At 71.8% G+C, this 13,256-nt stretch carries 12 protein-coding genes; 5 read left to right on the top strand and 7 right to left on the bottom strand.

What is annotated here, in order from left to right; translation table 11 throughout:
• Positions 1-1,064 (bottom strand): phenylalanine--tRNA ligase subunit alpha (gene pheS / locus RIN75_RS33725; protein WP_309116125.1); only part of this gene is annotated, 1,064 nt, incomplete at its 3' end.
• A 291-nt stretch (positions 1,065-1,355) separates the two neighbouring features.
• Here pheS and RIN75_RS33720 point away from each other — a divergent pair.
• The 3 genes from RIN75_RS33720 to RIN75_RS33710 are packed head-to-tail and all read left to right on the top strand — an operon-like array spanning position 1,356 to position 6,202.
• The gene (locus RIN75_RS33720; protein WP_309116124.1) at positions 1,356-3,113 is read left to right on the top strand and encodes an HSP90 family protein; all 1,758 of its coding nucleotides are present in this window, start codon (positions 1,356-1,358) and stop codon (positions 3,111-3,113) included.
• On the top strand, positions 3,110-5,917 hold the full coding sequence (locus tag RIN75_RS33715; protein WP_309116123.1) for a hypothetical protein: 2,808 nt from the start codon (positions 3,110-3,112) through the stop codon (positions 5,915-5,917). The genes RIN75_RS33720 and RIN75_RS33715 overlap by 4 nt, the downstream gene beginning before the upstream one ends.
• A gap of 21 nt (positions 5,918-5,938) precedes the next feature.
• Positions 5,939-6,202: a hypothetical protein gene (locus tag RIN75_RS33710; RefSeq protein WP_309116122.1), complete on the top strand. Its 264-nt coding sequence runs from the start codon at positions 5,939-5,941 to the stop codon at positions 6,200-6,202.
• Between the two features lie 340 nt (positions 6,203-6,542).
• On the opposite strand, the gene RIN75_RS33705 is transcribed toward RIN75_RS33710, so the two are convergent.
• The 5 genes from RIN75_RS33705 to infC all read right to left on the bottom strand — a co-directional run bounded on the left by RIN75_RS33705 (position 6,543) and on the right by infC (position 9,940).
• Positions 6,543-7,658, bottom strand: a complete 1,116-nt coding sequence (locus tag RIN75_RS33705; RefSeq protein WP_309116121.1) for a tetratricopeptide repeat protein — start codon at positions 7,656-7,658, stop codon at positions 6,543-6,545.
• A 73-nt stretch (positions 7,659-7,731) separates the two neighbouring features.
• The gene (locus RIN75_RS33700; protein WP_309116128.1) at positions 7,732-8,595 is read right to left on the bottom strand and encodes an RNA methyltransferase; all 864 of its coding nucleotides are present in this window, start codon (positions 8,593-8,595) and stop codon (positions 7,732-7,734) included.
• A complete protein-coding gene (rplT, locus tag RIN75_RS33695; RefSeq protein ID WP_121227296.1) occupies positions 8,592-8,981 on the bottom strand; it encodes a 50S ribosomal protein L20 in 390 nt (129 codons plus the stop codon). Before rplT ends, RIN75_RS33700 begins: the two co-directional genes overlap by 4 nt.
• Before the next feature lie 61 nt (positions 8,982-9,042).
• Entirely contained in the window at positions 9,043-9,237 is a 195-nt protein-coding gene (gene rpmI / locus RIN75_RS33690) for a 50S ribosomal protein L35 (protein WP_309116120.1), read from the bottom strand.
• A gap of 103 nt (positions 9,238-9,340) precedes the next feature.
• Complete coding sequence (gene infC / locus RIN75_RS33685; protein WP_309116119.1) at positions 9,341-9,940, bottom strand: translation initiation factor IF-3; 600 nt, start codon at positions 9,938-9,940, stop codon at positions 9,341-9,343.
• A gap of 265 nt (positions 9,941-10,205) precedes the next feature.
• Between infC and RIN75_RS33680 the strand changes: the two genes are divergently transcribed.
• The gene (locus RIN75_RS33680) at positions 10,206-10,556 is read left to right on the top strand and encodes a DUF1844 domain-containing protein (RefSeq protein WP_309116118.1); all 351 of its coding nucleotides are present in this window, start codon (positions 10,206-10,208) and stop codon (positions 10,554-10,556) included.
• A 185-nt stretch (positions 10,557-10,741) separates the two neighbouring features.
• Positions 10,742-12,622 (top strand): S8 family serine peptidase, encoded by a 1,881-nt coding sequence (locus RIN75_RS33675; RefSeq protein ID WP_309116117.1) that lies wholly within the window; start codon positions 10,742-10,744, stop codon positions 12,620-12,622.
• A 6-nt stretch (positions 12,623-12,628) separates the two neighbouring features.
• Here the strand turns inward: RIN75_RS33675 and RIN75_RS33670 are convergent, their stop codons facing one another.
• Positions 12,629-13,228, bottom strand: a complete 600-nt coding sequence (locus RIN75_RS33670) for a hypothetical protein (protein WP_309116116.1) — start codon at positions 13,226-13,228, stop codon at positions 12,629-12,631.
• Positions 13,229-13,256: the final 28 nt, after the last annotated feature.

Here is a 13,256-nt window from a genome sequence, read left to right as displayed (position 1 = left end):
GCCTCCGTTCCGAATGGCTGGGTGAAGCGGACATCGCCTTCGACCATGTCGCGCATGTCGGGCAGGCCGTTGCGGAACTGCAGCGTGCGCTCCAGGCCCATGCCGAACGCGAACCCGGAGTACACGTCCGGGTCGACGCCGCAGTTGCGCAGCACGTTCGGGTTGACCATGCCGCAGCCGCCCCACTCGACCCAGCCGGCGCCGCCCTTCTTCTCCGGGAACCACACGTCCACCTCGGCGGACGGCTCGGTGAAGGGGAAGAAGCTGGGCCGCAGGCGGGTCTTGGAGTCCTCGCCGAACATCGCGCGGGCGAACGCGTCGAGCGTGCCCTTCAGGTGCGCCATGGTCAGGCCCTTGTCCACGGCCAGGCCCTCGACCTGGTGGAACACCGGCGTGTGGGTGGCGTCCAGCTCGTCGGTGCGGAAGGTGCGCCCCGGGCACACCACGTACACCGGCAGCTCGCGCTCCAGCAGCGTGCGGGCCTGCACCGGGCTGGTGTGCGTGCGCAGCACCAGGCCGGAGCCCTCGGGCGCCACGTAGAAGGTGTCCTGCATGGTGCGGGCCGGGTGGTCCTTGCCGAAGTTCAACGCGTCGAAGTTGAACCACTCGGTCTCCAGCTCGGGACCTTCGGCGACCTCGTAGCCCATCGCGACGAACACGTCGGCGATGCGTTCGGCGAGGGTGCTGATGGGGTGGCGCGCGCCGCGCGGGACTCGGTCCCACGGCAGCGTGACGTCGACCGACTCCTCGCGCAGGACCCGCTCGTCGCGCTCGGCCTGGAGCACGGCGCGGCGCTCCTCGAACGCGTGCTTCACCGCGTTCTGCGCCTCGTTCACCCGCTTGCCCGCGTCGGCCTTGGCGGCCGGCGGCAGCGCGCCGATCTCCCGCCTGGCCAGCAGGACGGGCGAGCGGTCACCCAGGTGGCTCGGCTTCACGGCGGCCAGCTCGTCGAGGTCGGCCGCCTTCGCGAACGCCTCCCGCGCTTGCGCCACCGCCGTCTCGAGCGCCTCCGGTGAGAGCGCCGCGACCTGCTTGGGGTCGTACGGGTCGTTGGCTCCGGACATGGTTGGTGGACAGCTCCCGTCGCGTACCGCGTGTGGAAACCACCCCGCGAAGGGCACGGAGCGGCGGGTCGATCCTAGGTGATCGGGGTGGGGCCGGATCCACCGCGGCCGTGACTGCGCCGTTACCCCGGCGGGTCGGCCGCGCGGAATTGTCGTACCCCTCGGGCACACTGATCTTCGAGTGAGCCGCCGGCCCGGCGGGCGAAGCGCCGAAAACCGGGTCCGCCGCCACCGTGGCGCACCTAGAATCGACCGTCCTACGTGACCTGACCCGAGGTGGATTCCACTCCCATGGCACACACCTTCGGTGTCGACCTGCGCGGGATCATCGACCTGCTCAGCCACCACCTGTACAGCAGTCCCCGCGTGTACGCGCGAGAACTGCTGCAGAACGCGGTGGACGCGATCACCGCCCGCCGCGCGCTCCAGCCGGGCGCGCCGGGCGAGGTGGTGATCGAGCCGATCGACTCCGGCCAGGGCGGCACCCTCCGCATCTCCGACACCGGCATCGGCCTGACCGAGCGCGAGGTCCACGACCTGCTCTCGACACTGGGCCGCACGTCCAAGCGCGACGAGCTGGGGTTCGCCCGCCAGGGCTTCCTCGGCCAGTTCGGCGTGGGCCTGCTGTCCGCGTTCCTGGTCGCCGAGCGCATCCGGCTGGTGTCGCGGTCGGCCAAGGGCGGCCCCGCGGTGCGGTGGACAGCCGACGCTGCGGGGAACTACGAGGTGGAGGTCGACGACACAGCACGTGCCGAGATCGGGACCACGATCGAGCTGGTGCCCAACCGGGACTCGGAGCACTGGCTGGAGCACGACGTGGTCAAGGCGCTGGTCACGGAGTACGGCGAGCTGCTGCCGGTGAAGGTGAGCGTCGGCGGCGAGGTGCTGACCGCGGAGCGGCTGCCGTGGCTGGACGAGCCGCTGGAGTACGGCGCGAAGGTGCTGGGCCTGCGGCCGTTCGACGCGATCCCGGTCGAGGTGCCGACCGTGGGCCTGACCGGTGTGGCGTACGTGCTGCCCGGCGGCGTGCACCCCGGCGCGCGCCAGTCCCACCGCGTGTACCTGAAGCGGATGCTGGTCGGCGACGCCATCGAGGGTCTGCTGCCGGAGTGGGCGTACTTCGTGCGCTGCGTGGTCGACTCGTCGTCGCTGCGGCCGACCGCCAGCCGCGAGGCGCTGTACCAGGACGAGACGCTGCTCGCGGTCCGCGAGGAGTTGGGCCGGCAGGTCCGCGACTGGCTGGTGCGGCTGGACGCGACCGACCCGGACCGCACCTCGGCGCTGCTCGACGCGCACCACCTGGGCATCAAGTCGCTGGCCCGGGTCGACGACGACATGCTGCGGCTGGTGGAGCGGTGGCTGCCGTTCGAGACCACCGACGGCGGGCAGTCGCTGCGCCAGTTTAAGCGCAAGCACGGCTCGATCGCGTACGTGCCGGACGTGGACGAGTTCCGCCAGCTCGCGCCGGTGGCCCACGCGCAGGGCATGGGCCTGCTCAACGCGGGCTACGCCTACGACGTGGAGATCATGGACCGGCTGGTGGCGCTGGACGGTCCCACCGCGGCGCGGCGGGTCGCGCCGACCGAGGTGCTGGCCGCGCTCGGCGACCCGGAGCCGGAGCTGGAACGGGCGCTGCGCGACCGGTTGGCGCTGGCCAAGGAGGTGCTGGAGCGGCACGACTGCGAGGCCGTGCCGCGCGACTTCGACCCGGCGTCGCTGCCCGCCCTGCTGGTCACCAACGTGGAGGGCGAGCGCAGGCGCGACGTCGAGCAGGTCGGCGAGCAGGCCGACCCGCTGTGGGCGGAGCTGCTGGGCAGCCTGGTGTCGGAGCAGTCCGACGCGGCCCAGCGGCTGGTGCTCAACGTGCGCAACCCGCTGGTGCGGCGGCTGGCGGGCCTGAACGACTCGGCGCTGGTGGAGCTGACCGTCGAGTCCCTGTACGTGCACGCGCTGCTGCAAGCGCGCCGGCCGATGCGTCCCAAGGACACGGCCGCGCTCAACCGCTCTTTCCTGGAACTGCTGGACCGCGCTGTCGGAGGGCAATCGTGAGCGAGGACAAGACCGCCGCCGAACAGCAGTTCGTCGAGGCGTACCACATGCCCGAGGGCATGGCGCGGCACGAGGCGCTGGAGCGCGCCGCGCGCACCGCGGACGCCGTCGACCACCTGCCGCTCGGCGTGAGCTGCCGGATCGCGCTCATCCGGTCGGCCCACGACCTGGGCCGCTACGACCTGATGCTGGCCCCGTTCGCGTGGTGCGGCGCGGCGGAGAAGCGCGACCCCACGGCGTTCGACGAGTGGGAGACGCACACCTTCGACTGGGCGCACAAGTGGATCGTCAGCGGGCTGCTCGCCGACCCCCGGTTCACCCTGGACCAGGTTTGGTCGGTGATCACCCAGCTGGGCGAGCGGTACCAGCGGCACGGGTACTCGATGCAGCCGGTGTACGGGGCGCAGGCCCAGCTCGCCGAGCACATCGGCAACGAGGAGGGCTACCGCGAGCACTTCGCGCGGTACCTGGCCATGGACCGGGGACCGATGAGCGACTGCGAGGCGTGCGTCATCGAGGACCAGGCCGGGCACCTGATCCGGCAGGGCCGGTCCGCGGAGGCGGTCGCGCACGCCGAGCACCAGTTGGAGAAGGACACCGGCTGCGCCAGCCAGCCGCAGGGCATCCTGACCACGTTGACCCCGGCGTTCGTCGAGCTGGGCGACCTGGACCGGGCGCGGCAGGCGCACGTGGTGGCGCACCGGCTGGTCCGCGACGACCAGTACGGCGGCTACGTGGACGACCACCTGGTGTTCTGCGCGACGTCGGGCAACGTGCAGCGCGGGATCGACCTGCTGCACCGGCAATTGCACCGGGTCCACCACTCGCCGTCGCCGTCGCAGGAGATGCACTTCGCGGCGGGCGCGGCGGTGCTGCTCAGCCGCGTGGACAAGCCGCAGGACTTCGTCGTGCCGCACGACGGGCAGATGGAGGTCTACAGCGCGCCTCGGCTGCGGGAGCTGCTGGAGGCCAAGGCCCTGGAGATCGCGGAGCGGTTCGACCGGCGCAACGGGACGGACGCGGTGAGCCGCCGCATCCGCGAGAAGCTCGCGTCGGCCGACACACCGCACGTGCCGCTGGCGGTGCCGCTGCGCACGGAGGTCACGCCGGAGCCCGAGGAGGAGCCGACGCCGGTCGCCGACCCGGTCGAGCTGGCCCAGGACATGAACCACGCGTTCGACCACGGCGACTTCATCACCGGCATGCGGCTGCTGCGGTCCCTGCCGCGCGACCTCGACCCGCTGCTGCCGGAGGGCCTCGCAGCGCGGGTCGCGGCACGGCGGGCGCTGGCCGCGCGGCAGAGCCCGCTGCACGAGGAGCACGCGACCGCCCTCGACGAGCTGGACGCGGCGGTCGCCCGGCTCACCGCGGCCGGTGAGCACGACTTCGCGAACCGGTACCGCAGCCGGGGCACGGCGATGCGGGCCGAGCGGGTGGGGCTGGACGCGGCGCTGGCGGAGGCGCGGGAGTGCGTGGCGGAGGCGGACCGCGCGGGCACCCCGTACACCCGGGTGCTGACCCGGCTCGTGGTGGTCGACCTGCTGGGCGAGCTGGAGGCGACCGACGAGCGCGGCGAGCTGGTGCGGGAGGCGCTGGCGCTGGCCGAGGCGGACGTGCCGGAGCTGGTGTCGCGGGTGCGGTGCGACGTGGCCCAGCACCTGGCGTCGATCGGCGAGCTGGACGAGGCGTCCGCGGTGGTCGCCGACGTGCTGGCCGGTGCGCCGACACCGGGCGTGCGGTTCGACGCGCTGCGGCTGCGGCTGAAGATCGAGACGGTGCTGGGGCTGCCCGCAGCGCTGGAGACGGCGGAGGAGTTCGTGGCCGCGTTCAGCACACCGCGCGGTCCGTGGACGGCGGAGGCGCACCGGCAGCGGGTGGCGTCGATCGACCGGCTGGAGGTCGAGGACCGGCAGTTCGAGCAACTGCGGGAGGCGATCTCCGCGGCGCACGAGCTGGGCGTGCCCGAGGACGTCGCGCACGCCTGCTACACGCTGGCCGGCGGCTACCTCAAGACCGGGCGGTTCGTGGAGGCCGCCGAGGCGCTGGAGGAAGCGGTCCGGGTCATCGAGAGCCACGACGTGCGCGACGACATCGAGGTGCCGGTGCGGTACCGGTTGGCGCAGGCGTGCTCGCGGCTGGACGAGAACGAGGCGGCGCGAACACACCTGGAGACCGCGCTGCCGCTGATCCCCGACGAGGAGCCGTGGCGGCGGGCGCTCGCCTACGACCTGCTGGGCGGGGTGCTGCGGCGGCTGGACCGGGCGTCGGCGGGCGCGGCGGCCTACGCCGACGCGGCCCGGCAGTGGGAGCGGGTGCCCGACCCGGCGGAGGCGGCCGGGTCGTGGGTGGAGTCCGCTGCAGCGCTGCCCGACGACGAACGCGACCAGTGCGGTGCGGCACTGGACGCGGCGGAGCGGCTGCTGCCCGCGATGGACAACGAGGAGCACCGGACACACCTGTCGGCGCGGATCGCGGCGATCCGGGCGTTCCTGCACTTCCAGGCCGGCCGGCACGCGGAAGCGTTGGAGCGCAACGGGGTGGCCGAGGAGCTCGCGGCGCAGTTGGGCGACGTCGACTGGCAGTCGTTCCTGGCGCAGCGGGGCGCGCGGTTCCTGCTCCAGTCGGGCGACCCGGTCAACGCGGAGGCGGAGGCCCGGCGGGCGGCCGGTCTGGTGACCGAGAGCACGCCGTTGCAGATCGTCGGTGACACGGCCAACGTGCTGGAGGAGGTGTTGCGGGCGCTGGACAAGCCGGTCGCGGGCGATCCGGTGCTGCGGGCGCTCAACGCGCGACTCCAGGATTGACGCCGGGGCGACCATGGGGAGATGGGCGACAAGGTCGAGCGGGTCGAGAACGAGGTGAACGGGCCGGCCACGAACGTGGTGCAGGCCGGGGTCGTCAACGGCCCGGTCACGATCAACGTGACCGGGGCGGAGGCGAAGGCGGGGTTCCAGGCCGACACCGGGATCTTCGGCGCGCCCCCGCTCGACCTGGGCGGCACGCCGCTGGGCAACCCGGCGGGCGGCGCGTTCGGCCAGCCGCACCACGGGTCCCACCACGACGCGGCCGGCGGCCTGTTCAACGCCTGACGAGCCACGCACCGAGCCGACCGCTGGCCGGCATGCGGCATGCGGCATGCGGCATGCGGCATGCGATCGAACCACCGCCGGGCCGATCCGAGGACGGCGGGCAGGTCGGGCGGCGAGCGAGCGGTCCGGCGGGTCGGGCGGCGGGCGCGGCTGCGCGGCGGGCACGGCCGGCGGGCGGTGTCCGGCGGCGGGCAGCGGCCCGGCCAGGTGGCGGCCGGGCGGATCGGCGGGCGCGGCCGGGCGGCGCGGCTGGGCGGGCAGCGCGGCTGGGCGGGCGCGAGCGAGCGTGTGGCCAGCGGGTCGGTGTGTGGGTGGCCGGGTGGTTGGTCGGCGGGTGGGGTCAGCTCACTATGCCGCGAATGCTGATGCGTTCCACGAGTCGGCGTTCCTCGATGTAGCGGCGCAGGGCCTCGACCGTCTCCTCGGTGCCGATGGCTTCGAGGACGACGTGCTTGGTGGTGGACGAGGCGTCGTTGTAGATGAAGCTCAGCGAGGCGACGTTCATCAGCGCCATGAGGGCGGTGCGCTCGTACGCAGGTTCTTCGGTCAGCTGGTAGTACCAAACGAACCGGCGGCTGCGGCGGAGTAGCCCCTCAGCGACGTCGATGCCGCGTTCGAACACGACCACCTGGTAGCGCATCGCGTACAGGACGCTGCGTACAACCTTGATCGCCGCCCACAACCACATCGCGAGGATCACGTAGGGCAGCGCCACCGCCAGGAAGTCGAACGCGACGGCTGTGTCGGCGCGGATCTTCTCGTCCAGTTCTCCGCGGAGCGCGTCGACCGCTAGCGGCACGAGCGAGACCAGCACCGCGCGGGCCACCGCGCCGCTCGCGGTCAGCACCCGGTACCGGATGACCTGGTGGGTGGCCAGGTGGGGTTTGCCGCGGTCGGTGGTGTTGAACCGGCCGACGACCCGTTGGATCGGCGCGGCGCCCGGGACCAGGACGCCGTCGGCGGTTCGGAGTGCCACGGTCTCGGGTGGTGGGGTTGCCGCGACCGGACCGGGGTCGCGGGCGACGACATCGCGATTCGGTGCCAGGGCAGGTGTGGCGAGGTCGCCGTTCGGGGTGGGTCCGGCCGGTGTGGTGGGAGCGGCTGCCGACTCGATGCCGTGCAGGCGGGCGGCTACGTCGCCGTAGTCCTCGACCTCCAGGATCGATCGGTAGACGCGTGCGGCCTCGGTGTAGTCGCCGACCTGTTCCAGGATGACGCCGAGCTTGCGGGCGTCGGCCAGGCGGGTCGGGTCCAGGGCGATCACCCGGCGGAGACCGGCGATCGCCTCCTCGTACCGGCCGAGTTGGGCGTGGCAGTTCGCCAACGCCTGGACGACGTCCGGGTCGTCGGCGTGCGCGCGGGCCAGTGGGGCCAGGACGGTCTCGGCGTCGGCGTAGCGGCCCTGCCGGAACAGCTCGAAGGCCCGGCGGTAACCCTCGGAGTCGGACCCGCTCATCCTCGGCCTCCCCGTGCGCCCGGTAAGGGGTGTGCTCGGGACGGTAGCGGGGGTCGCGCGGGTGTTCTCCGTATTAGTGCTGACCAGCGCTGGGGGGGTGAGAGGGTCCGCTGCGTTGGGCGCGGGCGGAGGCGTAGAGGCAGACCGCGGCGGCGGTGGCCAGGTTCAGGCTTTCGGCGCCGCCGTAGATGGGGACCTTCAGGGAGGTGTCCAGGGTGGCTACCACGTCATCCGGCAGGCCGTGGGCCTCGCTGCCGAACACCCACGCCGTGGGTTGCGCCAAGTCGCCGCGCAGGTCGGCGGTGACCAGGTCCTCCTCGGCGTAGCCATCCGCGGCGACCAAGCGGAGTCCGGCGGCGCGGCACGCCGCGAAGACCTCGTCCGCGTTGCGGGAACGCGAGATCGGCAGGTGGAAGACGCTGCCGGTGGAGGCGCGCACGCACTTGCCGTTGTGCGGGTCGACGGTGTCGCCGGCGAAGATCACCGCGTCGGCGCCGGCGGCGTCGGCCACGCGGGCCACGGTGCCGGCGTTGCCGGGGTCGGCGACTCCATGCAAGACCGCGACCAGACGTGCGCCGGTCAGGGACAGGGGGACGTCGAGGAGGTCGCACACCGCGACCAAGCCCTGTGGCGACACGGTTTCCGACAACCCCGCCGCCGCCTTCTCGGTGACGGCGCTCACCGGCACCCCGGCATCCACGGCCGCGCGCACCAACTCGGGGTTGCGGTCGGCGGCCACCGAGGTGACGAACAGCTCGTGCACCCGACCGCGTCCGGCGGCGGCCCAGGACAGTGCCTCGCGCACCGCCTGCGCGCCCTCCGCCAGGAAACGCCCCACCCGTTCCCGGCCGGAGCGGCGCGTCAGGTGCCGAGCAGCAACGACCCGGGGTGTCCGTTCGGTGAACGGAGCAGCCCCGGGTCGCGGTGCGTCGCTCAGGCCTTGTCCTCGACGGGCGCGTTCACGTCGGCGGGCAGCGCGGCCTTCGCCAGCTCGACCAGCGCGGTGAAGGCGCCGGGGTCGCTGACGGCCAGCTCGGCCAGGATCTTGCGGTCGACCTCGATCTCGGCGAGGCGCAGGCCCTGGATAAAGCGGTTGTAGGTCATGCCGTTGGCGCGGACACCGGCGTTGATGCGCTGGATCCACAGCTTCCGGAAGTCGCCCTTGCGCGCGCGGCGGTCGCGGTACGCGTAGTTGAGCGAGTGGAGCACCTGCTCCTTGGCCTTGCGGTACAGCCTCGAACGCTGGCCGCGGTAGCCGCTGGCGAGCTCAAGGGTGGTACGGCGCTTCTTCTGGGCGTTCACGGCCCTTTTGACGCGTGCCACGGGTCCATCCTGTCGATCTCGTGGGGCTCGTGGCCCCGGTGTTCAAGGGGGAGCGGGAGGATCAGATGCCGAGCAGCTTCTTGATCCGCGGCACGTCGTTCTTGGCGACATCGGTGGTGCCGCTGAGGCGACGGGTCAGCTTGCTGGACTTCTTCTCCAGCAGGTGGCGCTTGCCCGCCTTCTCACGGATGATCTTGCCGCTGCCGGTGACCTTCACGCGCTTGGAGGTCCCGCTGTGGCTCTTGTTCTTCGGCATTCCTGTCCTCGTCTCCTGCCGGCCGCCCCGCAGACGCGGGACGGCCACGCTTGCGCCCGGCCGGGGGCCGGGTCACGGTCTGCGCCCGGCCGCCGGGCCGGGGTCACTCTTCGACAGACTCCGTCGGGGCGTCCTGCTCCTGCTTCACCGGACGGGTCTTCGTGGTCTTGTGCGGCGCCAACACCATGATCATGTTGCGGCCGTCCTGCTTGGGGTTCGACTCGACGAAGCCCAGCTCGGCGACGTCCTCCGCCAGCTTCTGCAGCAGCCGGTAACCGAGTTCGGGCCGGGACTGCTCTCGGCCGCGGAACATGATGGTCACCTTGACCTTGTTCCCGTGCGACAGGAAGCGGGCCACGTGGCCCTTCTTCGTCTGGTAGTCGTGCGGGTCGATCTTCGGCCGGAGCTTCTGCTCCTTGATGACCGTCAGCTGCTGGTTGCGGCGCGACTCACGGGCCTTCTGGGCGCTCTCGTACTTGAACTTCCCGTAGTCCATGAGCTTGCAGACCGGCGGCCGAGCCTGCGCGGCGACCTCGACGAGGTCGAGATCCGCTTCCTGCGCGAGTCGGAGCGCGTCCTCGATGCGAACGATCCCGACCTGCTCGCCGTTCGGCCCGACCAGACGAACCTCCGGCACGCGGATGCGCTCGTTGATACGCGGCTCGGTGCTGGCGGGAGCACCTCGGTTCGAGGGACTTGTCATTCACGTCCTTTGTGACTCGTTGTGCGCCAAAGACAAGAGGCCCCACACCTGCCCGGTGTGAGGCCCGCTTCCGACCGATCGCACAACGAAGGGCGCAGTCCACCCGTCGAGGTGACCGGACCCGGCCACCTGAAGCGGTGGAACGCGGGTGGGAGCGGGGCTCCACTTGCCGTCCCCACGTGGGTGGGGACTGGTCGCGCGGAGAATAGTAGCAGACCGGCTTGTCAACCCCCGAACCGGCGACCGGCGGGACGCGGTTGCGAGAATGGCCGACGTGACCGACCTGCCTCCCCACAACGTCCGCGAGCTGTCCGATGTTCCCAGCATCGAGGTGATCAGCAAGGCGGCCATCATGCTGCTGTCCGCCGCCGCCGAGCGCCTCGGCCTGGCCGACGAGGACCCGGACTCGAGCCCGCGCCGCGACCTCGACGAGGCCCGCCGCCTGATCACCGCCCTGGCCGGCCTGGTCACCGCGTCCGCGGAGTACCTCGGCCCGCACGCCGGGCCGCTGCGGGAGGGCCTCCAGTCTGTGCAGCGCGCGTTCCGCGAGGCCTCCGCGGTGCCGGACGAGCCTGGCCAGGGCCCGGGCGAGAAGTACACCGGCCCCGTCTACTGAGCCGGAAACGACCACCCCGTGGAGTGACCGCGCGAACACCGCCGGCCACCTGCGGATAAGTTGTGAAAGTCCTCCTAAAACTGGCACTCCTTGTGGTTGGCTGTGCGCGCGATGGGGGTCACTCGAACGAGTGAAGTCAGCCCCCTCGTTTCCGCTCAGTACCCACATTGAGGGGGCACCCAGACATGGGAGATTTCGGCACGTCCTGGAGACGCATCGCCGGTGTCGGAGCCACGGCGGCGATGGCCGCTCTGGGCCTCAGCGCGACACCGGCGATCGCGCAGGAGGTGGCCATCGAGGGCGCGGGCAGCAAGGACGCCGTCGAGGGCAGCTACATCGTGGTGCTGAAGGACCGCAAGGACACGGACGTGGTCCTGCGCAAGGCCGCGGTCCGCGTCACGCACAGGTACTCGGCCGCGCTGGACGGTTTCGCCGCGCGGATGAGCGAGGCCGACGCCAAGCGGCTCGCGGGCAACCCGGCCGTGGCCAAGGTCGTGCAGGACCAGAAGATCAAGAAGGCGGGCACGCAGACCAACCCGCCGTCGTGGGGTCTCGACCGGATCGACCAGCGGGACATCCTGCCGTCGAACAACACGTACGCCTACCCCAACCTCGGTGGTGGCGTGCACGTGTACGTGATCGACTCGGGCATCCGGACCACGCACGCCGACTTCGGGGTGCGGGCGACCTTCGACTTCAACTCCGTGGGTGACGCGAACGAGGACTGCGACGGTCACGGCACGCACGTCGCCGGCACCATCGGCGGCGCGTCGCACGGCGTGGCCAAGGGCGTGCGCCTGCACGCCGTGAAGGTGCTGAACTGCGTCGGCGAGGGCACCCTCGCGGGTGTCATCGCGGGTATCGACCACGTCACCGCGAACCACGTCAAGCCGGCTGTGGCGAACATGAGCCTCAGCGGGTACGACCCGGACGGCGAGGCCACCATCCTCGACGACGCGGTGCGCCGGTCGGTCGCGGCGGGTGTCACGTACGTCACGGCGGCGAGCAACTTCGGCGACACCGAGTTCGGCAACGCCTGCGACTGGTCGCCGGCTCGGGTCTCGCAGGGCATCACCGTCGGCGCGACGAACAGCAACGACGCTCGGGCCTACTTCTCGAACTGGGGCTCGTGCGTCGACGTGTTCGCGCCGGGTGTGGGCATCACGTCCACCTACGCCTCGGGTGACAACGCGACCGAGGTCCTGGACGGCACGTCCATGGCCGCGCCGCACGTCGCCGGCGCGGCGGCGCTCTACCTGTTCCAGAACCCCACCGCCACGCCGCAGCAGGTGCACGACGCGATCGTGAACAACGCGACCACCGGCAAGGTCACCGACCCGAAGGGCTCGCCGGACCGCCTGCTGTACACCTCGCCCACCCCGGAGTGGACCCCTGTCGCCGACCGGATCGTCCGCGGTGAGTCGCTGACCGTCGGGCAGCAGAAGGTCTCCCCCAACGGCCAGTACAAGCTTGGCGTGGAGGCCGACGGCAGCATGGTGCTCCGCAACGCCGCCAACGCGATCGTGTGGCACAGCCAGACGTCGGGTCGGGGCGCGGTGCGGGCGGAACTCCAGCACGACGGCAACTTCGTCCTGTACGCCCGCGGCGGCGAGGCCCGCTGGCACACCTCCACCTACAACACCCCGGTCGACCGGATCGTCGTGCAGAACGACGGCAACGTCGTCGCGTACGGCCCGTCGGGCTACTACTGGCACCGGCTGCTCTCCACGCCGGCCAAGGACCGGGTCGCCAAGGGTCAGATGCTGATCCGCGGCGAGACGAAGACGTCGCCCGACGGCAAGTACCGCCTGACGTTGCAGAACGACGGCAACCTGGTGCTGTACAACGCCTCCAACCAGGCGGAGTGGCACACGTTCACCTACAACAGCGACGTGACCCGCGCGGAGCTCCAGTCCGACGGCAACTTCGTCCTGTACAGCACGGCGGGCGCGCCCCGTTGGCACACCTTCACCTACGGCACGCCGTCCGACCGGCTCGTGGTGCAGAACGACGGCAACGTCGTCCTGTACGGCGGCAGCCAGTACTACTGGCACCGCCGGCAGTGAGCCGCCTCACCGGCCCCGCACGCCCCGCGCCCTGAGGTAGCGGGTGGCCAGGGCCTCGACGACTTCGCGGTCGTCCTGGCGCCAGGCCGTGGCGGGGTCGGTGGGGAACTTCGCCAGCTCTCGTGGTGACAGGGTCGTCAGGCCCTGGAGAGCCAGCAGGTCGATCCGGCCGGTGTCGCGCAGGCGTTGCGCGACACCGGCCTTTTTCGCGTAGCGCAGGCGCAGCGGCAGCCAGGTCACCAGCAGGAACGCCACCGGGATGGCGATGAGGGCCACCGCGAGCCACATCGCCGTCGTCTCGACCGCTTCGACCTGGGTGTGGCCCGCGTCCACCAGGGTGCCGCCGGCGTCGCGGCCCTTGTCCAGCGCCTCGCCGAGCTTCCCGCCGACCAGCGGCACGTCCCGGGCTTTCGCCGCGGCGTCGCTGAACGTGTCCCGCAGCCCGTTGCCCGCCCTGGTCAAGCCGTCGCCGGGCGCGCGCAGGGTGAGCACGGCGTCCCGTGCGCCCAGCGCCACCTCGACCCAGAACCACACCCACGCCAGGGCGATCAGGTCTGCCACCGCTTGGCGCGTCCGGCGCACCGGTGCGTCCGCGTACCACTTCATGCGAGACCAATACCACCGAAAAGACCTT

Source organism: Saccharothrix sp., from assembly GCF_031180885.1.
GTDB lineage: Bacteria > Actinomycetota > Actinomycetes > Mycobacteriales > Pseudonocardiaceae > Actinosynnema.
Note: the sequence above shows the minus strand (reverse complement) of the source record. Positions and strands in the feature narration are given on the sequence as shown.

Bases quoted from the DNA above. Each gene is read 5' to 3' on its own strand.
- RIN75_RS33720 (WP_309116124.1), top strand. From the start codon at position 1,356: ATGGCACACACCTTCGGTGTCGACCTGCGCGGGATCATCGACCTGCTC.
- RIN75_RS33710 (WP_309116122.1), top strand. From the start codon at position 5,939: ATGGGCGACAAGGTCGAGCGGGTCGAGAACGAGGTGAACGGGCCGGCC.
- RIN75_RS33705 (WP_309116121.1), bottom strand. From the start codon at position 7,658: ATGAGCGGGTCCGACTCCGAGGGTTACCGCCGGGCCTTCGAGCTGTTC.
- rpmI (WP_309116120.1), bottom strand. From the start codon at position 9,237: ATGCCGAAGAACAAGAGCCACAGCGGGACCTCCAAGCGCGTGAAGGTC.
- infC (WP_309116119.1), bottom strand. From the start codon at position 9,940: ATGACAAGTCCCTCGAACCGAGGTGCTCCCGCCAGCACCGAGCCGCGT.
- RIN75_RS33680 (WP_309116118.1), top strand. From the start codon at position 10,206: ATGGCCGACGTGACCGACCTGCCTCCCCACAACGTCCGCGAGCTGTCC.
- RIN75_RS33675 (WP_309116117.1), top strand. From the start codon at position 10,742: ATGGGAGATTTCGGCACGTCCTGGAGACGCATCGCCGGTGTCGGAGCC.
- RIN75_RS33670 (WP_309116116.1), bottom strand. From the start codon at position 13,228: ATGAAGTGGTACGCGGACGCACCGGTGCGCCGGACGCGCCAAGCGGTG.